The organism is Thermoanaerobacterium calidifontis (assembly GCF_055381745.1).
Genome location: NZ_AP042436.1, coordinates 709,117 through 734,306, shown reverse-complemented (window position 1 = coordinate 734,306; position 25,190 = coordinate 709,117). Strand labels below are relative to the sequence as shown.

Annotated in this window: 17 protein-coding genes; 2 read left to right on the top strand and 15 right to left on the bottom strand. The window is 33.9% G+C overall.

The window, feature by feature from the left end; translation table 11 throughout:
* Window positions 1-3: 3 nt before the first annotated feature.
* The 4 genes from ACZ42G_RS03690 to ACZ42G_RS03675 form a co-directional block, all read right to left on the bottom strand.
* On the bottom strand, window positions 4-1,311 hold the full coding sequence (locus ACZ42G_RS03690) for a DRTGG domain-containing protein (RefSeq protein WP_464851464.1): 1,308 nt from the start codon (window positions 1,309-1,311) through the stop codon (window positions 4-6).
* A 50-nt stretch (window positions 1,312-1,361) separates the two neighbouring features.
* Window positions 1,362-1,628, bottom strand: coding sequence for an HPr family phosphocarrier protein (locus tag ACZ42G_RS03685; RefSeq protein WP_014758240.1), 267 nt, complete (start codon window positions 1,626-1,628; stop codon window positions 1,362-1,364).
* Complete coding sequence (gene whiA, locus ACZ42G_RS03680; RefSeq protein WP_333510434.1) at window positions 1,621-2,586, bottom strand: DNA-binding protein WhiA; 966 nt, start codon at window positions 2,584-2,586, stop codon at window positions 1,621-1,623. Before whiA ends, ACZ42G_RS03685 begins: the two co-directional genes overlap by 8 nt.
* A gap of 88 nt (window positions 2,587-2,674) precedes the next feature.
* Entirely contained in the window at window positions 2,675-2,911 is a 237-nt protein-coding gene (locus tag ACZ42G_RS03675) for a hypothetical protein (RefSeq protein ID WP_333510435.1), read from the bottom strand.
* 185 nt (window positions 2,912-3,096) lie between these two features.
* Between ACZ42G_RS03675 and glgP the strand changes: the two genes are divergently transcribed.
* Window positions 3,097-4,716: an alpha-glucan family phosphorylase gene (gene glgP / locus ACZ42G_RS03670; protein ID WP_464851463.1), complete on the top strand. Its 1,620-nt coding sequence runs from the start codon at window positions 3,097-3,099 to the stop codon at window positions 4,714-4,716.
* A 62-nt stretch (window positions 4,717-4,778) separates the two neighbouring features.
* Here the strand turns inward: glgP and ACZ42G_RS03665 are convergent, their stop codons facing one another.
* The 7 genes from ACZ42G_RS03665 to ACZ42G_RS03635 all read right to left on the bottom strand — a co-directional run bounded on the left by ACZ42G_RS03665 (window position 4,779) and on the right by ACZ42G_RS03635 (window position 12,737).
* Window positions 4,779-6,503, bottom strand: coding sequence for a glycoside hydrolase family 13 protein (locus tag ACZ42G_RS03665; protein ID WP_464851462.1), 1,725 nt, complete (start codon window positions 6,501-6,503; stop codon window positions 4,779-4,781).
* A gap of 14 nt (window positions 6,504-6,517) precedes the next feature.
* The gene (locus ACZ42G_RS03660; RefSeq protein ID WP_464851461.1) at window positions 6,518-7,336 is read right to left on the bottom strand and encodes a helix-turn-helix domain-containing protein; all 819 of its coding nucleotides are present in this window, start codon (window positions 7,334-7,336) and stop codon (window positions 6,518-6,520) included.
* 112 nt (window positions 7,337-7,448) lie between these two features.
* Window positions 7,449-8,519 carry a hypothetical protein gene (locus ACZ42G_RS03655; protein ID WP_464851460.1) on the bottom strand — a complete coding sequence of 357 codons (1,071 nt, stop codon included), beginning with the start codon at window positions 8,517-8,519 and terminating at the stop codon, window positions 7,449-7,451.
* Window positions 8,516-9,499 carry an acyl-CoA dehydratase activase-related protein gene (locus tag ACZ42G_RS03650; protein ID WP_464851459.1) on the bottom strand — a complete coding sequence of 328 codons (984 nt, stop codon included), beginning with the start codon at window positions 9,497-9,499 and terminating at the stop codon, window positions 8,516-8,518. Before ACZ42G_RS03650 ends, ACZ42G_RS03655 begins: the two co-directional genes overlap by 4 nt.
* 119 nt (window positions 9,500-9,618) lie before the next feature.
* Entirely contained in the window at window positions 9,619-10,500 is an 882-nt protein-coding gene (locus ACZ42G_RS03645) for a sugar ABC transporter permease (protein ID WP_464852104.1), read from the bottom strand.
* 4 nt (window positions 10,501-10,504) lie between these two features.
* Window positions 10,505-11,425, bottom strand: a complete 921-nt coding sequence (locus ACZ42G_RS03640) for a carbohydrate ABC transporter permease (RefSeq protein WP_013787422.1) — start codon at window positions 11,423-11,425, stop codon at window positions 10,505-10,507.
* A 49-nt stretch (window positions 11,426-11,474) separates the two neighbouring features.
* A complete protein-coding gene (locus ACZ42G_RS03635; RefSeq protein WP_464851458.1) occupies window positions 11,475-12,737 on the bottom strand; it encodes a sugar ABC transporter substrate-binding protein in 1,263 nt (420 codons plus the stop codon).
* Between the two features lie 926 nt (window positions 12,738-13,663).
* On the opposite strand from ACZ42G_RS03635, the gene ACZ42G_RS03630 reads away from it, so the two are divergent.
* Window positions 13,664-15,757: a methyl-accepting chemotaxis protein gene (locus ACZ42G_RS03630; protein ID WP_464851457.1), complete on the top strand. Its 2,094-nt coding sequence runs from the start codon at window positions 13,664-13,666 to the stop codon at window positions 15,755-15,757.
* 138 nt (window positions 15,758-15,895) lie between these two features.
* On the opposite strand, the gene ACZ42G_RS03625 is transcribed toward ACZ42G_RS03630, so the two are convergent.
* The 4 genes from ACZ42G_RS03625 to ACZ42G_RS03610 form a co-directional block, all read right to left on the bottom strand.
* Window positions 15,896-16,720 (bottom strand): carbohydrate ABC transporter permease, encoded by an 825-nt coding sequence (locus tag ACZ42G_RS03625; RefSeq protein ID WP_274894024.1) that lies wholly within the window; start codon window positions 16,718-16,720, stop codon window positions 15,896-15,898.
* The gene (locus ACZ42G_RS03620) at window positions 16,720-17,598 is read right to left on the bottom strand and encodes a carbohydrate ABC transporter permease (RefSeq protein WP_464851456.1); all 879 of its coding nucleotides are present in this window, start codon (window positions 17,596-17,598) and stop codon (window positions 16,720-16,722) included. Before ACZ42G_RS03620 ends, ACZ42G_RS03625 begins: the two co-directional genes overlap by 1 nt.
* Window positions 17,599-17,671: 73 nt before the next feature.
* The gene (locus ACZ42G_RS03615) at window positions 17,672-19,012 is read right to left on the bottom strand and encodes an ABC transporter substrate-binding protein (RefSeq protein WP_014758226.1); all 1,341 of its coding nucleotides are present in this window, start codon (window positions 19,010-19,012) and stop codon (window positions 17,672-17,674) included.
* A 390-nt stretch (window positions 19,013-19,402) separates the two neighbouring features.
* On the bottom strand, window positions 19,403-24,982 hold the full coding sequence (locus tag ACZ42G_RS03610) for an alpha amylase N-terminal ig-like domain-containing protein (RefSeq protein WP_464851455.1): 5,580 nt from the start codon (window positions 24,980-24,982) through the stop codon (window positions 19,403-19,405).
* Window positions 24,983-25,190 lie beyond the last annotated feature (208 nt).

Genomic DNA, 25,190 nt, shown 5'->3' with positions numbered 1-25,190 from the left:
ACCTTAAAAAAGTTTTTTGTTCTTTAAAAGCCTCAAAGACATCAGTGCTTTTGCAATCATTGTTTCTTCGTATAAAACTGATATCTCAACTTTGCAGAAATTGCCGCTATAATCTATGATAGCAGTATTTACTTCAATCGTCTTTTCTGTCTGTAGAGGCCTTATAAAATAAACTAAAAAATTATCTACAACAGCATCAAATCTTTTATTTCTCGTCACTGACGATATGCCGCATTCGCTCATAAGCATCATGAGGGCGCTGCTACTGACCGTTCCTAATTGATTTACCATGTTTTGCGGTATCGTTCCATAAAATTTCATTCCATCTTGTGTTTTCTCAGCATGAAAGTCTTTTAACAATGTGTCATTGATAGTTTCTTCGATCTGAGGCTGTTTTGCCATGTATTGAAGGGCTTTTATCACGTCTTCTCTACTTATGATGCCAACAAGTTCTTTATTATTAGTAACAGGCAATACCTCTATATTCCACCATATCATTAGATGGGCCGCAAACGCTACAGTCGTAGTTTCAGTGACGTATATTGGATTTCTGGCCATTATATCTCCTATTTTATCTTCATCGTCAGCTTTAGCTATTTCCCTGGATGTAACTATTCCAACTAAAGCACCGCTTTCATCCACAACAGGATACCTGGTATGGCTTGTCTTATTCAACAACACCTTCCAATCATTTACTGTCTGCTTTGTCGTCATGTAGATGGGATTAGATGACATAATATTGCTTACAAGCAGTATCCTTTTCTTTGTCATTCTCTCATTGATTGCTTTGTTTATTAAGGTTGCCACGGTAAAAGTATCATAAGTAGTTGATATCAAAGGCAATGAAAGTTGATCTGCCAAAGTTTTAACTTCTATTTTAGCATCAAATCCACCTGTTATGAGCACGGCAGCACCTGCTTTTAATGCTGCCATCTGTGCATTGTCTCTATTTCCAAGAATTATAAGATCACCAGGTTGAATGTACTTTACCATTTCTTCGGTTGTCATGGCACCTATCAAAAACTTGTTAAGCTCTATATTGAGCCCATTTTCTCCACCTAAAACTATTCCATCGACAACATTCTTTATTTCCTCGTATGTTAGCCTATCAAATAACTTGTTTTTAGGCTTTGTTCGTATGGTACCTGCTCTCGGAATAGTTGTCACAATGTACATGCTTTCTGCATCTTTTATGGCTTTATACGCAGTGCCTTCGCTTATCTTTAAAGCCTGTGCTAAACTCCTTACTGATATTTTGGTTCCTTCTGGCAGACTTTTAAGATACTCCAGCACCCTCTCATTTTTAGTCATAAAAAAATCATCCTTCATGCAAAAAAGGTTTCCTAAGAAACCTTTTTAGATTATTCTTCTCCAAATTTTGAATCAATTAAATCAACAAGTGTCTTAATTGCTTCTTGCTCGTCGCTGCCATCAGCGATAAGTTTCACTGTATTTCCCTGTGCAACACCTAATGACATAATGCCCATGATGCTTTTTGCATTTACCTTTTTATTTTCTTTTTCCACCCAAATCTGTGATGAAAATTTGCTAGCCGCTTGTACAAACAAAGCTGCTGGTCTCGCATGAAGACCTGTCTTATTTTTAATTTCTACTGTCTTTTCAGTCATAATTGTTGACTCTCCTCTCTTTTAATTTTGATACTATTTCTTCAATTTTTCTTAATCTATGATTTACTCCTGATTTTCCAACAGGAGGATCTAGCATCTGACCCAATTCTTTAAGGCTTATATCTGGATATTTAAGCCTTTTTTCTGCAATCTCTTTTAAATTATCCGGGAGATAATTAAGCCCTACGTTATCTTTTATATAATTTATATTCTCTATCTGCCTCAATGATGCATTGATAGTCTTTGTAAGATTAGCAGTTTCACAATTAACAAGCCTATTTACATTATTCCTTATATCTTTATATACGCGTATATTTTCTAAGTTCAATAAGGAATTATGTGCTCCCATTATGTTTAGGACATCTACTATTTGTTCTCCCTCTTTTAAGTATACTACATAATTATTTTTTCTTGCAATAATTTTTGAATGCAAATGATAATTATTTATTAACTTGCTTAAGTCCTTAGCATGATCTAAATTGTGTGTTATAAACTCTAAATGGTAAGCCTTTTCTGGATCGCTGATCGAACCACCTCCAAGAAAAGCCCCCCTAATATAGGCTTTCTTACAACACTTTTTGCTGACAATACTTTTATCGATGCCATAATTAAGCTTTATGCCTTCACCATCGTACTTTAAAAGTCCCACTTCTCTCAATATATTCTCGGCTGCAGTCTTGTCAGACACTAAAATTAAATAGCTTAAAGATTTTTTTAGTTGGCTATTTCTTCTAACCATCACCTCTGCTACGACATTGAATATATCTTTTAAAAGCTTAAATACTAATCTTGCCACAGAAGCATTTTCAGTTACAAGGCTTAAGCTGATTCTCTGATGACCATATATAGATATTGAACCTATGGTTCTTATCAAAGCAGCAAGTTCAGCTAATTTGCAACAGCTATCATCGGGGTATATTCTTGATAACTCGTTTTTTGTAATAGACGAAAAGGACATACAAATCACCTCGCCGGGTCCTATATCTATTATACTACATAATTTTAAAAAAACTCCTATAAATTTTTTATAGGAGTCTAAAAATAATTTAAAAATCTAACTTTTTTCTTTCCCACTCTAAATAATCTTTCGAAGTTTTCCAATCAGATATTTCTTTTGATGAAAGCCAATCTTTAAACTCTTTGTAATCTTTCCACTCTTCGTATTCACCAAGTTCATTTAATCTTTTTGCAGCTAAAAATCTAAAAATATCAAGGCTTCCATACAGCTTTTCGTATTCTTTATAGTAGTGATAATCTCTTCCGTATCTCCCATTTGCCTCCATAATCTCACCCCAATTACAATATGGAAAGATGGCATTTAGCCATATTTTGATATATACTGCATAATATTCACAAATCTCAAATAAGGTTACTTAGCGTACATCGGTTATGAAATTTTGTGCAACCCATTGCATTGTTGATTTTTTAATATTATAATATACTTAAAAGTTTTATAAGGAGGTATAAAATGGACAGAGAAAAACTTCCAAGAGTGGCATACTTTTGCATGGAATACGGACTTCATTCGGATTTTAAGCTTTACGCTGGAGGCCTTGGAATCTTAGCAGGTGATCATTTGAAAGCCGCGAAAGAACTTGGCATGCCTCTTGTAGGCATCGGCATCCTATGGAAACAAGGTTATACAGAACAACATATAGGCGAAGACGGTTATCCTTATGACGCATATCATAACTACAAGTACGATTTTCTAAAAGATACAGGTGTGAAAGTAAAAGTTAAAATTAGAAATCAAGATGTATACTGCAAAGTCTGGCTCGTAGATAGTTTTGACAATGCACCACTGTACCTTTTAGATACGGATATACCTGAAAATGGAGATAGATGGATAACAGGACAACTTTACGGATGGTTTGGCGAAGAAAGAGTTGCACAGGAAATCGTGCTTGGCATCGGTGGTGTAAGAGCTTTAAGAGCATTGGGAATCGACATCGATGTCTATCACTTTAATGAAGGCCATGCCGCATTAGCAGCATTGGAACTTATACGAGAAAAAATGGAAAATAAAAATATGACGTTCGATGAAGCATGGAATGCAACACGACAAGAAGTTGTCTTTACAACACATACACCTGTAATTGAAGGGAACGAATCTCACAACATAGAGCTTCTCATGTACATGGGCGCAAACAACGGTCTAACAATTGAGCAAATGGCTCAAATAGGCGGAGTTCCATTTAATATGACTGTTGCAGGGCTAAGACTTTCACGAATTGCAAACGGTGTCGCAAAATTGCACGGACAGACTGCAAATAAAATGTGGGCACATGTTGATAATGCTGCTCCAATCATATCAATTACAAACGGTATTGACAGAAAAACATGGGTAGACAGTAGAATCACGGAAGCATACAATAAAGGTGAAAATCTCCTGAAAACACATAATGTAATAAAACAAGAATTAATTGATTTTGTATATGAACGCACTGGTGTAAAGCTTGATTCAGACAAATTGCTAATAGGTTTTTCAAGAAGAGCTGCCCCTTACAAGAGAAGTGACCTTATTTTCACAAATGATGAAGTTATAGGTGAATACTTAAAATCAAGAAAAATACAAATGGTATTTTCGGGAAAAGGACATCCTTTAGATGATGTTGGAAAAAAAATCGTAGCAAAGTTAATTGAGATGACCAAAAAATACCCAGAAAGCGTCGTATTTCTTCCAGATTATGATATGACAATAGGTAAAATGTTGACAAGAGGTTCCGATGTTTGGCTTAACAATCCTCGAAGGCCAAAGGAAGCAAGCGGTACATCTGGCATGAAAGCTGCTATGAACGGTGTATTAAACTTAAGTATTTTAGACGGTTGGTGGCCTGAAGCTTGCATTGACGGTGTAAATGGCTGGCAATTTGGCGATGGATTTGAATCTGATGATGTAGAAATTTTAGACAAGCACGACCTTGAAGCATTGTACGATGTACTGTTAAATAAAGTGGTACCAACATATTATAACGATAAAGAAAAATGGGAAAATATGATGAGAGAAAGCGTTAGAACAACCTATGATGCCTTTTCTGCAAATAGAATGCTTAAAGAATACTACGAATTAATGTATACAAAACGTTAAAATTTCCATGTTTTAAGCCGGACAAATAGTCCGGCTTAAGTCATATAAAGGATAACACTAATTTATTTTAGAATATAGGCACAGTTTGGCTCTAATGATATAATTTTACCCCTTATCTTTATCTTGCCCATTCCTAAAATATCTGCCTTTCCTTGTACGCCATTTAACAATATTGAGTTCTCTTTGCTGCTATTATTTATTATCACAATAATCGATTTACCTTTGTATTCCCTTTTGAAACTTATAACTCCATCTTTTGCATATAGTGTTTTATATGTTCCATATCTTAGTTCTTCATTTTCCTTTCTCAAAGAAATAAGCCTTTTATAAAAATTGAATAACTTCAAGTTTTGTTTTTCTTCGTCCCAAATCATACATCTTCTGCAATCAGGGTCATATCCACCAACCATGCCAACTTCATCCCCATAATATATATACGGAACTCCAATATATGTAAATTGAAAAACCAACGCCAGCTTCATTCGCACTACCATGCCATTGCACATTGTCAAAAATCTTTCAGTATCATGGCTCCCTATTAGATTTAACATAGCTCTATTAACACCGTCCATGTGCCTCATCAATTGTTCAGTCATAATAGTGTTAAATCGCTTTGCATCTATGCTTCTCTTTGCAAAAAAGTCAACAAGAGCATTCTTAAAAGGATAATTCATGACACTATCAAACTGATCACCATAAAGCCAAGGTGATGCATCATGCATAACCTCACCGACAATTATAGCATCATGCTTCGCTTTTTTCACAATCTCCCTAAATTTTCTCCAAAAATGATGATCTATTTCATTTGCAACATCAAGCCTCCAACCATCAATGCCTACTTCTTTAATCCAATATTCAGCAACATTAAGCAAGTACTCTTGCACATCAGGATTTTTAGTCATAAGCTTCGGCATTCTCCATTCATGATCCGCAAAAGCCTCATATGATGGAAGAGGTGTTGTTTTTATAGGCCATTCATATACGTTAAACCAATCCCAATATTTTGAATCTTTCCCATTCTTAATTACGTCTTGAAATGCGAAAAAGTCATAGCCACAATGATTGAAGACAGCATCAAAAATCACTCTTATCTCATTTTTATGGCATTTATCTATTAATTCTTTTGCCTTTTGTGTATCACCAAAATGAGGATCTATTTTATAATAATCTGTTGTATTGTATTTATGTGTAGACGGTGACAAAAATATTGGCGTCATATATATTGCATTAATTCCAAGTTCCTTAAGATATTCAATTTTATCAATAATCCCCTGAATATCTCCCCCAAAAAATGTAGTTGGTCCAGGTCTCTCACCCCAAGGTCTCACATTCTCTGGATCATTTGATTTATCTCCATTGTTGAACCTATCAGGGAATATTTGATATACAATGCAATCGCTTGTCCATTTTGGTGCAAAAAAAACATCCATATCGCATATATAAGGAAACTGAAAAAAACCATGAAAGCTATTCTCTGGCTTCTCCTCATAAAAACCTGATTCCGTATAGTAGACTCTTTCATCCTTCATAGATATTAAGTAAAAAAAGTATACAAATTTTTTGTTTAATTTAAGTGTCGTTTCATAATAATCGAATAACTCATTTGATTGAGTTAAAAACATTTCTTTTACTTTGAACTTACCCATCCAATCATATCTGTCACGATAAAAAATGTAACATCTTTTTATATCTGTAGAAGCAGTCCTTAAGACTATATGAAGCTCATCCTTATTTAAAGGATATGCAAACGGAACATCACTTTTGTGATATATAGCTTGTCTTATCATACAATACCCCTCTCTCATTTTTCAAGTTTTACAGTTACTGGTGCTGGAATATCAATGTGTGGTATTTCTTTGCCATCTACTGTTATTTTAGCATCTGGCGGATTTCCCATCAAGATTTCTATGTCATTTTTGACATCAAATGTTTTTACCATTCCTGATGTCATCAAATACTGATAGGTATTGACACCATCCACCTTCACACTAACCCAGCATTTCTCTCCAGGTATAGATAGATCGACTTTGTATGAATCAGCAACAGGTGAAACTTTATAATCAACTTCGCTTTTTGTGCTGTTTACCAAGTTAAACGTAGTCGTTTTTTGATTATTGCTATATACATCATTTGAAGTAGTATTATCCTTATTTTGATTTTGCGATTTATTAGTAGTGTTATTCGCGCTTTGCTCTGTACTTGGAAGAGGCGCCAATCCTTTATTTATTTGATTTATCATATAATATACGCCAAATGCAAAAAGGCATACCACCAAAACCCCTATAAATGGCTTTATAAGTCTTTTAAGGAGTGCTGATAAATCAAAAGAACTTTCTTTCTCTACAGGTGCATTTACATGTTGCACTACATCATCCTTTTCTTTGGGTTCCTCAAAAAGATAACTATACTTTTTTAACAGTTCACCCGCATCTAAACCTACGGCCTCTGCATAGCTCTTCACAAAGCCCTTTGCATACACTAAAGCTGGGATAACATTAAAATCACCATCTTCTATGGCTTTCAAATATCTTGTGCGAATTTTAGTAATCTCCTGAAGATCGTCAAGTGTCATGCCTTTTTTTAATCGCGCATTTTTAAGTATATCACCAAGTTCATTCATAAAATCACCTCATCGTCGATCTTCCATAAAAAATAATCTATTTATATACAAATATAAGTATACCAATAATTTATATTTTTTTCGATATCCAGATAAAAAATTTAATATTTTTTTATATTTTCAATCTCCGCCTCTCCAATAAATCTTTAAACGCTTCTAATCTCGTCTGATAGCCAGCTTCACCGGTTTTTTCATCGTAGCTTAATGACATAACCGGTATATTTTTATCTCTGCTTACTTTGGCGATTATTCCCTGTGCGACAATTTCAGGTGTACAAGTAAAAGGAAAAATCTGTATTATGCCATCGTAATTTTTTTCTGCATATTTTACAGTGTTTGCAACAGTATTTAAGCCATGACCGCCAATATCCCTTTCTAAATATCCATGTGCATATTTTTTAAATTCCATTCTCTGAGGCAATTTAAAAGCGCTGTTTATCAAATAATCCGAGAGAAAATCAGTTTTAGTGACTTCTATGCCTAATTCATTCAATGATCTGCAAATATCCAAATTAGAAAAAGGCTCCAGCATAAGGTAGATTTCTCCGACTAAAGCAACTTTAAGCTGAATTTCCCTTTTTGTAGTTGCATTTTGTCTTAACTTTTCCAAGCCTTCTTTGTAAATGCTATCTAACTCTTTTTTGTTTTTCGCATTTTTTATTTTTTTCATGTAGTCTTCAAAGATTTTAGTCGTAACTCCTGCTCTATTTTCATGTGCTCTTAAAATCAAAAGCTTCTTTTCGAATTTATCAGCAATTATCATTTTTTGAACAGCAAAAATAAAAGCCTTCAAAGCATCTTTCCAATATACGTCTGGAAAATACGATGAAAGTTCTTTTAAAAAGTCAACTAGCCTTCCATGAGGCGGATCTAATATTATCATATTAAACTTATACCCTAAATCTATCAATGTTTCTTTTTGTGCTTGTCCATAATAGCCAAATCTGCAAGGGCCTATACCACCCAACATTATTATAGTATCAGCACCATTTTCAAGTGCTTCTATAAAATTTCCCAGATTTATCTTATACGGAAGACAGACAAACTCAGGTGAATATTTTACTCCAATTGATAGAGTCTTATTAGTAACAGGTGGTGGCTCCACAACTTCTACATTGATTCCTTCAAACATCGTCTTTAATATCATATTTAATGAACCCATATGTGGATATGTTATTTTCATGCCATAATCTCTCCTTTGCGCCATCTTAATAAATCAATAAATGCTTCTAATCTGGTATTTAGACCAGCCTCACCAGTATGCTCATCAATAGTTATTGACATAAATGGAATCCTACCATCTCTTTTATAATCCCTTTCTAAAAGATCTTCAGTGATAGAGTCTGGTCCACATCCAAATGCTGAAACAGATATTACACCATCTATGTCTTCACTTTCAATAAAATATTTACCTGCACCTAAAATATCCCTTCCATAAGTCCAAAACAAATCTTTTTGAAGTTTACCGGCACCTTTTTCAATTTTATCTCTTTCTATCATATTTGTAGTAAGCACATAAGCTCCCATATTCTTAAGTCTATTTATCAACCCCATAGATAAATAATCATCCATTATATCGTAGGGATGGGCTAATAAAGCTATTTTTAAATCCCCTTTTGCATTTGCATCTAATTTTTTCCCTTCCATAATCTTTATTGCTTCTGTATTTGAAAAACCTTCTCGAACGATGCATTCAAAAGTCCTTTGCATTTTTAAAGATTTTTCGTATGCGTATTTAATTTTACTGACATCGTTGATGAACAATTTACCAACTCTCAATATTTCTCTTTTCATAAAATCATCGCCACGATAAAAATCAATCTTCATGTCTATTATTGGTGGCAAATCAGAAACAAGATTTCTCACTAAGTCAGGCAACCCCAAAAATTTTGAGCAGAGATATCTATGTCTTTCTACGCTTATGACTCTGGGAACAAAAATATAATCAACACCTTTTTCCTTCAAATCAATCACATGGCCCATAAATGTCTTTACAGGAAGACACGTTTCATCAACACAAGTCTTGACACCATCATCAATTATTTTTTTGCATGTATCACTGGAAGTAACCACTTCAGCGCCCAGTTCTTCAAAAAATGCTTTCCACATAGGATAAAAGTTGTAGTATAAAAGCCCTTTTGGAATACCAACCTTTTTACTCATCTCTTACCTCCAAATAATTTAATAATAAAACAATATTATTTTTAACATTAAACGACCATAATATACAAAAAACACTGGAATGTATTCCAGTGTTTACAATTTGTTCCATGTGCAACATTTTATCCTTTTACAGCACCAGCTGCAAGCCCTTGTTGCAAATACCTTTGCAATGCCATAAATATAATTACAAGTGGCAATGAAGCTACAACAGACGCTGCCGCAAATAATGTCCAATGGGCTGAAAATTGATTTGTAATAAATCTTTGAAGTCCAAGTGCCACAGTATAACTTTCAGGTGATTTTAGTACAGCACTTGACAATATAAATTCGCTATATGTCCCTATAAAGCTAAACAAAAATATTACAACAAGCATAGGTGCAGTAAGTGGCAATATTATTCTAATAAATATTTGCCAATATGACGCGCCATCAACCAATGCCGCTTCATCAAGTTCTTTTGGCAATCCATCTATATACCCTTTTAAAAGCCATATATTAAAAGCACTACCACCTGCAAGCACCAAAACAAATACATATAAATTATCAAGCAAATCTAATTTTGCCAAAATTCCGTATATCGCTGGCAAAGACATAAATGTTGGAAACATCTGTAAAATCAAAAGAGTCATTAATCCATTTTTTCTTCCGACGAATTTCATTCTGCTAAATGCATATGAGGAAGTAGATGTTAAAATAGATTGTATGATAGCCACTCCAAAACACAAGATCATACTGTTTTTTATCCATGTTAATAGCTGTGTTTTTTGAAACAAGTCTATATAATTTTGAAAGCTTATATGCTTTGGAAAAATTGTACCGGAAAAGAAAGCATCACCTGTCCCCAAGGAAGCACCTACAACCCATGCCACAGGAAAAAGAATTATTATAATGAAAATCCAAATTATAACTCTGCTAACCCACAAAGTTACTTTCTCGTTTGGACGCATTTTTCGATCTTCTTTTAATTTGCTTTTATTCATATTTGCATTAGCTGACGTCATCACTTTAGTCCACCTCCTCAAATGCATGCGTCATTCTCATATTCACATAGCTTAATGTTCCAATTATCAAAAATATAATTATTGACAATGCTGACGCCAAATCGTATCTATTAAATTGCATTGTCATTTTGTAAGCTGCACTTACGAGTAAATCTGTAGTACCAGCAAAAGCTGTATCTGTTCTTGGAGGGCCTCCACCAGTTATCAAAAACACAGAACCAAAATTATTAAAATTAAAAGCAAATGATGATATAATAAGTGGCAGCGCTGATGACATAAGCATAGGAAGTGTTATAAGCCTTAACTTTTGAAACCAAGTAGCACCATCCAAATCTGCTACTTCATATAACTCTGGTGGTATAGCTTGTAATCCCCCTAAAGATGCATTCATCATAAAAGGATATCCCATCCACGCACTGGCAATTATTATTCCCACTCTTGCCCAGAATGGATCCGTAAGCCAAGGTATTTTTGAAATATGCAAGTAACTTAGCAAAGTATTTATTCCACCATAATCTTGATTGTATAGACCCTGCCAAGCTAATATTGCAATTGTTGATGGCAATGCCCATGGAATTATGAGTATGGCTCTATAAATATTCGTTTCCCACATATTTTTGTTATTGAGTAAAACCGCCAAAAATAAACCTATAACATAATTAGCCAATGTTGCTATCGCTGCAAAAACAACCGTCCATAAAAGCACTGGCAAAAAAACCGTTCTTAACGGACCATTGATAATATCGATAAAGTTTTTAAATCCTACAAATTGATATTGTTTAAAGTGATTCAGGCTAAAATTGGTAAACGCAATATATATGGTATATGCAATAGGTAAAAAACTTAACACCGTCATTGATAATATTGCAGGTGACAAAAACGCATATGGTGTCAATTTGTCTCTGATTTTTGTTCCTGTCTTCATAAAATGTCCTCCTCTAAAATAATTGGAAAGGGGCACTTTGCCCCTTTATTTATTGCTGAGTAGCAATACCCTGCTTTATCTGATTGACCATATCATCTGCTGCCTTATCAGGAGTTGCTTTACCTGATGTTACAAGCTGCAGTGCATTACCAGCCGGTGTCCAAACTGCTGTCATGGCAGGAATGTTTGGCATAGGAATAGCATTCTTAGCTTGCTCAGCAAATGCATTCAAAATATCGTTGTTTTTAACTTCATCATTGTTTAACACAGAATTGAGAACCGGAATTCTATTGCCTGTTTCAAAAAGAGGCAATGCCGTATTTTGAGCAAGATATTTTAATAAATCCCATGCTTCTTGTTGATGTTTAGAATTAGCACTTACAAAAGCTGCCTGTACACCAGCAAATGAAGGCATCGGCTTCCCATCAACTGCTGGAAGTGGAGCCACTTTAAAAGGAACATTTGCTTTCTTAAATCCATCAACATCCCATGGACCACTTATATAAAGGCCTATCTTTCCATTTTGGAAATTGCCTTTAGCTATATCACCTTTAATATCAGCAGTCATAAACTTATAAGTTTTTACAAAATCTCTTATCAAAGACAAACCTTTTTTTGCGCCATCATTATTTAAACCTATGTCATTTGGATCGAGAGCGCCTCCATTATTTTTAAATACATAACCACCATAAGCAGCCATAAATGCAAAGCTGTAGTAGAAATTATTTATATCATATTGGAATCCAACTTGCTGCCCAACCTTAATCAAGTCATCAAGTGTAGCTGGAGGAGTTTGAACTTTGCTTGTATTGTAGAAAAGTCCGTATGTCTCCATTGATAATGGTATTGCATACATCTTCCCATCATATGAAACTGCATCTATGCTCATCGGGACATAATCAGATTTATTAATAACTCCATCAGGTACTTCTGCTAAAAGCCCAGCCTTTTGGAATGTTCCAAGATTATCATGCGGCAATCCAAACATAATATCCGGCCCTTTACCGCTCTGAGCTGCCGTAGAAAACGCCTGGAAGTCGCTTTGATCAGCCAATACTTTTACTTTATTGCCTGTCTCTTGAGCCCATTTGTTAGCGATTTCTTGCACCTTGGCTATTTCAGGATCTGTCAAATGTGACCATACCGTCAATTCAACTGGTTCCTTTTTTTGCTGTGTCTGAGAAGTGTTATTAGAACTATTATCTGAAGACTTTGATTCATTTGTCTTGCTGCTTCCACAGCCTGTTAAAGCAACTGATAATAGCAATACCATGGCAGTAAGTATTGCAAAAATTTTTGTGTACTTTTTCATGTAAATCCTCCTCACAAAATAAAATTTTTATGATTTTTTTGGGTATATCCCAAAATTTTATTTCAAACCTCAATCTAAGCTCTTGCTACAATGTTTACATATATAGTTATTGTATATATAGCATCGCCCTGCATCGATTTTCTCCATATCAGTTTTACAACCAAATAAAACAATAATGCATTTTATTTTTCTCCAACATAATAACAAATTGATGTATATTAACTAAAAATGCTGAAGACAAACTTCATAATCATAATCTTTTACTAGTATCATCCCCTTAGTGATTACTATTAAATTACAGCAATCGCTTTCTTTGGCGCTATTTTTAAAAGCGCTTAACTGCAAATAAAATTTGCAATCGCTTGCGCCACCTTTAATATAATTGTATATCCAGATTCAAAAATTGTCAATATGCTTTTTATAAAAATATTGTTTTTGTTTTATAAAGGTTGCTCAACATTTCCAATTTATAAATTAACATATCAATTAATGTAACAACAATAATCCATTTATATTAAAAGTTGGTTTCTGTCAGTCTATCTTCTACAACGTCCCGTATGAATTATAGGTCCACCTAAAGTGTATACCAGTTCCAACAGCCATATATGCAGGCATATCAAGAGCAAATTTTATAACTGTCTTTTTAAAATTTTAGATTAATTTTCATCAGCCACATCAAAACTTCTATCTTAATTTTTACGCAATTTTCAAACAATATATTTTAAATATACAATTAATACCATTATAAAAATACAGTTAAATTTTTACAATTACGATTTTAATTAAATCTTATTATGCTCGATCAAAATGATATTAAGTTCAAACTATTCTATATATTTCATTTGCAATTTTATATATTAATGCTATAATATTATTATGCAATCGTTTGTGTTCTTTGCTTATTTAACTTGGAGGGAGGAGTAATTATGAAGAAAAAGTTGTTAACACCTCAAACCACTCATAAGCAAAAATCAACTTTAGTTAAACCAAATTTTCAAAAACTTGTAATAAATAACAAAAGCATTTTTACTAAGTTAATGATTTTTATCGCTTTAATTATAATTTTGCCACTTACATTTACAGGTTATATGTCTTCAAACAAATCTACTCAAATTCTAAAAGCTCGTATCGACGTTTCTAACAAGGATACTCTTGGGCTTATAAATAATTACGTAAATCTTTTTAAAAATGATGTAGAAACTCAGCTTACCATTCTATCTGACAACAGTCAATTATTAAATTACGGCAAAGCAGATTTCACAACAGATAAGCAAAATCTTCAAGATCTATTTACAAATATTTTAAATGCAAAGAATAGTAAAATATCAATAATTTATTTTGCAACACCTGACAAAAAAATGATTCAATCGCCAGATTTGCCTCTTGATTCAAATTATGACCCAACCGCACAAAAATGGTACAAAGATGCAATAGAAAATCCTGACTCAATAATGTGGACAGGGCCCTACAGCAACAATGGCACAAACGGTGCAGTTTTCACTGTCTCAAAAGCTATTAAAAGTTCATTAACATCTGCTTCATCTGATGTAATAGGTGTTTTAGCCTTTGACATTAACCTTGATTCCCTTTCCAATATGATTTCATCAATTGCGATAGGTAAAACTGGAAATGTATATATTCTATCAAATGATGGTATCATATTAGCAAGTAAAGATAAAAATAGCCTTTTTACATATATAACCAAAAGAGATTATGGCAAAAAGATGATTTCTTCAAATGATACCACCTTTCAATATACTGATAACGGAATAGTAAAATTTGCAACTATAAAAAATCTCAGCAACTTCGGTTGGAAAGCAGTTGTTGATATGAATTCTTCAGAACTTAATGATAGTGTGGCACAAATAAAATACAATATAATTTTGTTTAGCTTAATATGCCTCCTGATAGGGCTTCTAATAGCATATTTTTTCTCAAAAGGCATTACATCCAATATAAAGAAGATCATGCAAATCATGAATGAAGCTTCAAAAGGAAACATAACTCAAAAAATAAATATAAAAGCAAAAGATGAAATTGGATTACTTGCAAATGGTTTTAATGAAATGATTGATGGCATTAAAAATCTCATAATGGAAGTATTTAATGCCGCAAACAATGTTAATTTGTATTCCGAAAAATTAACTTCTTCATCACAAAAAGCCGAAATAATAACAAATGAAGTCGCTATTGCAATGAAAGAAATTGCAAAAGGAGCTCAAGAACAAGCTAAAGATGCTGAAAACAGTGCGTCACTTACGGATGAATTAAGTAAACATGTAGACATTGCAATTAAGAATTCGGAAAACATAAATAATGAAACAAATAATGTAATTTGCGCTACTAATCAAGGGATTGAAAATATAAAAGATTTAAGTGAAAAATCTAAATTAACTGATTTAATGCAGAATAAAGTAAAAGAATCGACTTCATACCTTAAGAAAAAATCAATAGAGATTGGCAATATAGTAGAAACAATTACTTCAATTGCAGATCAAACTAATCTTCTATCACTAAATGCTGCTATAGAAGCAGCAAGAGCCGGTGAAAGCGGAAAAGGATTTGCTGTTGTTGCCGATGAAGTCAGAAAACTCGCAAGTCAGTCATCAAAAGCAGCTAATACCATAGAACAGATAATAAGAGAGATACAAGCTAACATAGATACAACATATAAAATTGTTGAAGATGCTACATCATCAATAGAAGAACAAAATAAAGCATTGGACAAAACCATACATACTTTCCATGATATTCAGTCAGCTGTAAATTGTATTGTCAGTGAACTAAAAAAATTAAACGATTCGATGGAAAGGATATCGCAAAGTAAAACTAATATGATAACATCTATTGAAAATATAGCATCTGTAACTGAAGAAACAGCAGCATCTACTGAGGAGATTTCTTCATCTGCTGAAACTCAAAAAGAAGCAATAGATGAAATATCAAAATATGCAAGAGATTTAAATACTATTGCTAATACATTAATGGCTGCTGTTAACAATTTTAAGATAAGTAAATAAATTAAAAGTAAATTAAGGGTCAAGAAATCATAACGATTAGATCTCTTGACCCTTATTATTTTAATCTATTGTTGCCAGTTTACAATTACAGTACCTGTACCAGATGATGGAACTGTATAAGTATGGTGATTTTATTGCTTACTGTTTAACAGCACCAGCTATTATGGCTGTAACCAATTTTCTCTGCGCCAAGAAGTAGAAAATTACAACGGGTAAAATTGCTATAGTTAGCCCTGCCATACCGAGATTCCATTGCTTTGTGTATTGACTAAAGAAGTAAAAAATCATTAATGGGAGAGTCCTGGAACCCACTTTGTTTATGACTAAAGATGGCAATAAGTAGTCATTCCATATCCACATGATATCCAATACAGCCAAAGTGATCGTAGTAGGATTTAATAAGGGCAATATGATATTCCAGTAAATTCTAAATCTGCTACAACCATCTATTAAAGCTGCTTCATCTAAAGATGTCGGTATTCCTTTTAATGCACCATAGTATAAAAACACGCCTAAACTTGATCCAAATCCCAAGTACATAAATACAAGCCCTGACCTTGTAAGAAAATGAAATTTGCCAAATTCCGCTACCAAAGGAATCATGACTGATTGAAACGGAATCAGCATAGCCACTGTAAAAATCATATATATAATTACACTGCTTTTTCTTTTTACCCTTTGAAGTGCATATGCCGTCATAGATGAAAATATTGCAATAATCAATATGCTAAAAACCGTTATTATTAATGTATTTGAAAATGCTTCACTTAAATTTAAGTTTGCGGCTGCCGTTTTATAATTATCCAGCATCAAACTCTTTGGAAGTGACAATGTATTTGTAAACAGCTCTAATTTTGTCTTAAAAGAGTTGACAAGTATTATATAAAAAGGAGATATCCATAAAAGCGAAAGCACAATTCCTAAAAATGTCAATAAATATTTTTGAACATGAACTTTTCTCATCACATCTCAACCTCTCTTTTCTGTGTCAAGTAAACTTGAATGACAGAAATAACAGCAATTATTAAGAACATTATTACCGCTTTTGCCTGTCCCACAGCCATTTCCTGAGCTGAAAAAGCCGTTTGGTATATATTAAGTGTTATCATTTGTGTGGTATTGCCAGGCGCTCCAGCAGTTAATGATAAGTTTTGATCAAATAGTTTAAATGAATTTGAAAGCGTAATAAATAAACTCACTGTAAACGCTGGCGCTATAAGCGGAAATACGACATTCCTAAATTGTTGCCATGAATTTGCGCCATCAATCTTTGAAGCTTCTATTAAATCAGTAGGAATGCTTTCAATATATGCTATATAAATCACCATAACATAGCCTATCATTTGCCATGATGTCACAATCACAAGCCCCCAAAAGCCAGTATTAGTTGTGGATAACCAGCCTCCAAGCCATTTAATATGTGTAGCGTCTGAAATTGTTTGAAACACATCCACAAAAATGAAATTCCATATAAATCCTAATATGAGTCCACCTATTAGATTAGGCAAATAAAATGCTGTACGCATGAAATTTCTGGCAAATATTTTTCTTGTTACAAGCATGGCAAGACTCAAGCCTACCACATTTATAATCACGATACACGCGACTGCAAATTTAGCTGTAAAAATTATTGAATTCCAAAACTCAGCATCGTCTCTAAGTGTCATGAAATTTTTTAATCCAATAAATACAGGTTGATTTATTCCATTCCAATCTGTAAATGAATAATATATTCCTATAATAAATGGTATTAATACGACAATAATAAGTGACAATAGTGTTGGAGCTATAAAAAGCCAATACCAAATCCCGTTTTTAAAAAATTTCGTTTTTTTTGCCATTGTATTACCTTCCTTCTTGTTCATATTTGCAAAGTGGGAGAATACAATTATACTCTCCCACTACAATTTTTAATTATTTTCTCGCATCTGCCCAAGCCTGTTTAGCATGTGAAATCACTTTATCCCAACTTAATGAACCATTCACATAAAGCTGTATATCAGCACCAAGGACATTTTGACCCCAATTGTTTGGATACCCCATGAATACCCATCCATATGTCTTGCCTTGACTTGCTGCCACAAAAAGCTGCATTCCAAGCGGATCAGATATGCTATTTGAATTGTACCCAGTATATGCTGGGACAAACTTAAACTGCTGAGTAACTATCTGTTTTCCTTCATCTGATGTATACAACCAATCTAAGAAATCTTTAGCAGCTTTTTGAACATCCGCTGGTTTGTCGCTGTTAACTGCCCAATACATTGGGACACCTTCGGGATATGAGTCTTCTTTATATCCTGGAACAGGGTATGGCAACATGCCAATATCATTTTGTGCAAAGTTCTTATCAAGTGACTCTAATGTAGGATATACCCAGTTACCTTGTTGAATCATCGCAACTTTTCCAGTTCCAAAAAGCTTTTCAACTTGCGTGCTGTAGTCAAGACTTGCTGTAGGTTGTACTGAATACTTATTCTGAAGATCAATCATCTGCTTCATTGCATCACCATATTTGAAGTCTACTGTCTTAGAATTAAATGCTTTCATGACATCTCCATCAAATTCTGGTGACAAGAATGCATTAGATAGATGGAGTCCAGTAACCCAAGTTTCTTTTGCCGGGAATGCGAAAACAGCTTCGATGCCTAACTCTTTCTTCTTTGAATCCAAAGTCTTTACAGCATTCACCAATGCATCAAAAGTTTTAATGCTGGATGGATCAATACCTGCTTTGCTGAATATCTGTTTGTTGTAGATTAATCCATATCCCTCTAAATCAAATGGTAAACCATAAATTTTACCGTCCTGCGTCACACCAGTAAGAGTACCAGGAAGAGCGGCTTTTGCAGCTTTTGTATCTGACAGATCAGCCAATTTTGGCTTCCATGTAGCAACATCCTGTGGTCCACCTACATTGTATATTGCTGGCTCTGAACCTGAATTGAATTTAGCTTTTAATGCAGCACCGTAATCTTGTCCTCCGCCTACAGTTTCTAAATTGATTTTAACATTAGGGTTTTCTTTCATGTAAGTATTTATAGCATTTTGGAGGGCATCTTTTATTTCAACTTTAAATTGGAAAATGTCTAATGTTACAGGTTGGCTTGTAGTCTCAGTCTTATTTTGAGTTGAACTATTTTCTGAAGTTTTGCTTTGATCAGATTTTGTACTATTTCCGCATCCTGTTATAAGCACTGAAAATGCCATTAAAAGCACTAAAAGCAGCGCAATTACTTTTGAGGTTTTCCTCATAATCAAAATCCTCCTCTTCAATAAGCCAATTTTTTCCATTGACTTATGTGATTTTTAATTATAAAATTTATGCAGTTCCATATTGATAAAAAATGTTTAATGAATCTTATCAATCTTTTATTTTTTCTTTTTATCTACATATATAAGCGTTTTCATGTAATTTAATTTAAAGTTAACAGACATCCCTCCTTATCATAGTATTTCATAGAATATTTGCAACCGGTTGCGCTTTGCTTAATTATATTTTATATCCTTTGATTACAAAAGTCAATAGACTTATTTATTAAATCAAAAAAATTTAAAAAGGTTATCTTAAATTATATTTTGAGAAAGATATAAAAGTAAACAATTAAAATCATATCTTTCTCATCATAACTAATTTATACAATTTTATATGTTTCCGCTTTTTTCTAATGAGCCGTATATGATAGCTGCTGCTTCTGCTCTCGTGGCATTTCCTTTAGGTGCAAATACGTTATTTGGCTCACCATTTACTATTCCTAATTTCGCTGCATTTGCCACTACATTTCTTGCCCAATCGCTTATGGATTTGTCGTCGCTAAATGTTGTCGCACCTATATTCTCTTCTTTGTACTGTGTCATCATCTCGTATGCCCTCATGGCTATTGCTGTCATCTCTTCTCTTGTTATGTTGTCATTTGGCCTTGCGTTCTTTCCGTCACCTTCGATTATCCCTGCTTTGTATGCTGCTTCTATCGCGTTTGCATACCAGTCTCCACTTTTTACATCGCTAAATTCTCCGCTGTATGCTTCTTCTTTTATGTTTAGAAGCCTCAGTATCATTGCTGTGAATTCTGCTCTCGTCACTGTCTTGTTTGGTTCATACTGTGTATCTGTCATCCCTTCTACTATGTGCCTTGACGCTAATACTTCTATTACGTCTTTCGCCCAATTGTCTTTTATGTCATTAAATGTCTTGTCATACTCAAATGCCGCATATTGTGAGAAGTGCGTTGCATTGAATGTTATTGTTCCAGATGATGCGTCTACTTTACCCCCTACGTACTCCCATTGGTTTGTCGTTGGGTTGTAGTAGTAAACTGCTACTTTTCTTGGATCGTTAGCTTTTGATATATTTAATGTTACCTCTACTGGTTTTGCCAATGCTACATTCCCACTGCTACCGCTTATTGTTATGTCTACTACATTAGAAAGCGACACATAATTTGTCACATTAGGCTTTCCATTGTCTTTTATTGATACATTGACACCGTTTTGTATCTGGTTTTGATTAAGTGCATCTTTCGTAAGTGCTATCGATGCATTGTCTGATTTTATGACGATGTCTTTGCCGTTGGCAGCACTTGTGTCTAAAATGTCCTTAGAAATCTGTACAACTTTCTGATGTCCCTCACCTATTGTTGTTATGTCAAATACGACTTTCTTGTCTTTTGAATTTACTATAATGTCTTTAGCTTTTCCCGCATCAAGCGTCAATGTAATAACGTTGCCATTCTTTGTGATTACACCTATTGTATTACTTGTATTGCTGATATTACTTGTTATACTTGTACTTCCAGTACTACCACTGCCTGTGCTGCTTGAATTGCTCCCACTTGTACTCGTATTATTATTTCCTGTTCCGCTTCCACTATTATTCTCTTGTCTAATTACATCAATCTCAATATCCTTTGTAAGTTCAGTTATTCTGCCTTGATCGTTACCATAAACACTACCATCATTTGGTTCAACATGTATCTTAATCTTATTTACCCCATAATTTAAAGAAACATCTTTAGTAAATACCCCATTTTTATCTTGAACAAAACTATCACCATTTATTGTAACTTTAGCACCTTTATACGTATTACCTTTGACTTCCATTGTACTTATATTAGAATCAACTGTCATATTGCTACTTGGAGAATATATAAATATTGGAATATCTCTCCATCTATAAACTGTATCATTTATCGTCATTTCATTGTTGCCTTGATTTACAATCGTTACTTTTCTGTTTGATGCAAGCTCATTTCCGTATTCGTCTTTTTCAACCTTATCCCAACTACCTCTGGCATATTTGTATTCTATTTGTGTTCCTTCATCAAGCGTAAGTGTAATGCTATAAGTATTATTATCTATTTTTGTCATCTGTTGTGCTGATGGATCCCAAGTAGCATTAGGGAATGTTCCTGCCAAATTAACAGCATCTGGTGTATAATCAGGTACAGTTACACTAAAAGTAACTTTTATGGGTACTACATCTGGTTTTATTGTAACCACATTAGATTCTGTCCTATTAAATGATAGATCAACAGCAACAACTTTATAATTGTAAGTTACACCATTAATTACGCTCGTATCAATATAATTATAAACTTCATTTGATACAGTAGCTATTTTATTAAATGTTCCACCATCGGACCTATAAATTTCATAATCGTATATACCGACATTGTCGGTAGATGGATTCCATGTAAGCGAGACTCTCGATGATTCTGTACCTGGCTGATTCAAATAAGGTGCAGTTGGCTTTATTAAATCGTCAGAAGGAACAACATAAAATGATAATGTGCTTGTGGTAATCCAGTCTTGCCCTTGATTGTCGGAAAATCTCATCAAATATTCCCATTGACCTATTTTATCAGGTGTAAAACTTGCTTTGTACTGATCATTATTTCCTATGTCTCCTACATATTGAGCATTTACCCAGGTAAAGCCACTATCATCTACGCCATATACGCTGTTATATACACTTCCATATACTGAATCATAAACAGTTCCACTAACATATTTATATCCTAATTGCGCTATCATATTTGGACCTTGACCAGTGCTATTTGTAAGTCCATCTGCCCAAACTTCCGCATAAATATCTTCTGTTGGTTTATCAACACCTATTATATGATTATCAGATACTTGTGTAAGATTTCCTACCCACCCTATAGGATACGCTGGATATGCTACTGCATCATTACTAATTCCGCTTTCATTGCCTAATTCATCAATTGCTGATATTGCATATACATATTTTAATCCATTTGTAACATTGGCATCTTCAAACGTTGTTTCAGTTACATTTGATGCTATTTTTTCATATAAACCACCTTCTACTGACGAACGATATATATTGTATCCTGTTGCACCATCAGATTGCGACCACGATAAATCAACTTTACCATTGCCGGAAGTAACAACAACATTTGAAGGAGCTTGTGGAGCAGTTAAATCTTGCCCATCATCTGATATAAGCATTACACCGCTCATAGCAGGTACATCTATAACTATCTGTCCATTACTTATTGAATACGATACATTGTTGTTAATTAAATCTTTAAAAGTAACTCCATCTCTTAAAAACTTTGTAGTATCAATAGCTATTTGTTTATCTGACTTGCTTCTATTTATTGCAACAATTGCAGCGCTATCAGGGTATGAAGTGCCAAAAGCATCTTTACCATTTATAATTCTCCTACCAATGGCATAAACATCATTTTGTGCATATAAAGTTTCCAAATCACCAGTTTTTAATACTTGATTGTTATTTCTTATGCTTGATATATTTTTAAAGAAATCTTGTAATGTCGTATCTTCATTTCCCCACGGGAATGTTCTTCTATCATCTGGATCTTTACCGCCAGAAACTCCTGCTTCATCGCCATAGTAAATATCCGCCATACCAGGATATCCCATCTGCAAAATTGTTGCTAATTTTAGCTTTTGTTCTGCCAGTTGTTTAGCAGCGTCTGAGTTTTCGTTAGGATCTGCAGAGTTATATCCAAACACTGTTAATATTCTCATTGTATCATGAGAACCAAGCAAATTCATCGTTGAATAAAAAGCAGGCAACGGATATCTTTCATATATGCTCATCAGCCTTTGGTCAAGTTTTGCTGCATCTATAGGATTGTGTTGACCATTTCCATCATCGAAAGATTGCCCAATCAAAAAATCTATGATGTCATTTCTAAACTGATAATTCATAACTGAATTAAAAGAATCGCCAAGTAAATCAAGGGACGCATCTCCCCAATTTTCTGCTATCATTGGCGCTTCAAATTTTACGGTATTAATAGCATTCCTAAAATGTGTCCAGAAATCATGTGCAACTTCATTTTCCACATCCAAACGCCAACCATCAGCACCATCATTTAAATTCCCATCTGGATTTAGCCAATACTTGGAAATGGCATTTTCATCGTTTATTATAAAGTTGGCCCAACTTGTAACGTTATATTCACTGCCATTTAATGATTTTATGACAGGCAAACTGTCATAACCCCACCAGCACTCGTAAGTACCGTCGGAATTTATAGTATACCAATCACCATACGGCGATAAAGACTGATTTCCTTCTTTCCAAGCTTGATATGCACCTAATCCCGGATACTTGCCGTATCTATTAAAATATATACTATCATCACTGGTGTGATTGAATACACCATCAAGAATTATTTTTATACCTTTAGCATGTGCATCACTCATTAACTTTTCAAAATCTTGTGTAGTACCAAACATCTCATCAATCTTTGTATAATCAGCAGTATCATACTTATGATTTGAAGGTGATTCAAATATTGGATTTAAGTAAATTACAGATACTCCAAGTCCTTTCAGATAATCAAGTTTATCATCGATTCCTTTTAAATCACCACCAAAAAAGTCGTTTGACCAAATACCATCGCCAGTATAACCTGGAGTTCCAGCATTATTAGGGTTATCCGGCAGATCATTCCAATTATTATGGAACTCTATTGGATCATTGCCACGGCTTAATGTCTTTGCATGATCATTAGATGTATCGCCATTATAAAACCTGTCAGGGAAAATTTGATACATGACAGCGCCTTTCATCCAATCAGGCGTATCAAAATTTTTATCATATACAGTTAATTCAAAATCCTTATTTACAGTATCTGTTGCTTTTCCAACACCACCAAGTTGATCATCATTGTCGCCATAATAAGCTGTTTTAGTTCCATCTTTTAATATAAAGTAATACCAAATTCTCGTTGGATGATCAAAACTCAACTTTATTTCCCAATATTCAAAATTACCATCAGGACTTTCACCTATTCTTGTCATAGGTAATTCTGTCCTAATCTTATTTATATCGTCCCAATACGATATTCTGGCAGACTCGAGATCATGATTTTTTGCTTGAATTCTTAATGTGACAGTTTGGTCTACTTTTACAGCGCCAAAAGGATTCCTAAAAAACGAATCATGTGTATCATGCTTTAGGTCATCATAATATATGTTGTTATCTAAACCAGTGAGGATGGGACTATAATTGGTCCAAATATTATGAGTATTTGCATCATAATAAAACGTTATATCGGCATCGTTTGTGACATTTATTTGTATATTTGAACCATCTTTCACACCATTTGCACCATAATTTTCATCCCATGTATTTCCTAATGTCACCTTGTATTGATAGTCACCCTTTGGGACATGCGCAGTATATGAATAAACGTTGTCAAAATTATCATCTGTCATTATTGCTGTAGATGTTTCAGGCTTCCAATCATTACCTGCCCCAATGGCCGATTGAATTGTTCCAACTAATCTGGGCAATTTGTCATTAGCTATTGGAGTATATTTAGTAGAATCAGTTACAGATTGTGTATTATAGTCAAACCAAAATGTAACATATGAATCATTTGCTAAGTTCAGCGTTAGATTTCCTTGAGATGGGACACCTCCACCATCCCATGAATGGTTTAATGCAACTTTATACTGATAGCTACCAGCTTTTAGTTGAGTTGGCGTAGTAAATTCATACAGTCCATTTCCCATATATTGCATTATGGTAATGTTACTATCAATATTCCAGTTAGAATCACCCAGTTGATCTTGAAATTCCCCTACGATATTTGCTACAACGCTTGCATTATCAGCAGCATGTACACTGTGAAGTGGTATTGAAGAAAATACCGCTGTCAATACTAATAAAAGCGACATATTAAAGCTTATGAATCTGTTGGTAAAAAGCTTTTTATTCATATCAAAGCCTCCCATTATTTTTTGAATTGAAACAAATTTAAATTAACGTATTGTCCTACAATCGACCTCCTTTCAAAATCGTTTATCCACTGAAATTAGAACAAAATAGTTTGAGATTGCTGTAACGAAATGAATGTGCAAAAAATTTGCGCAACCGGTTTTCCTTTGAGTAATATTATATTATCTTTACTAAAGAATGTCAATAATG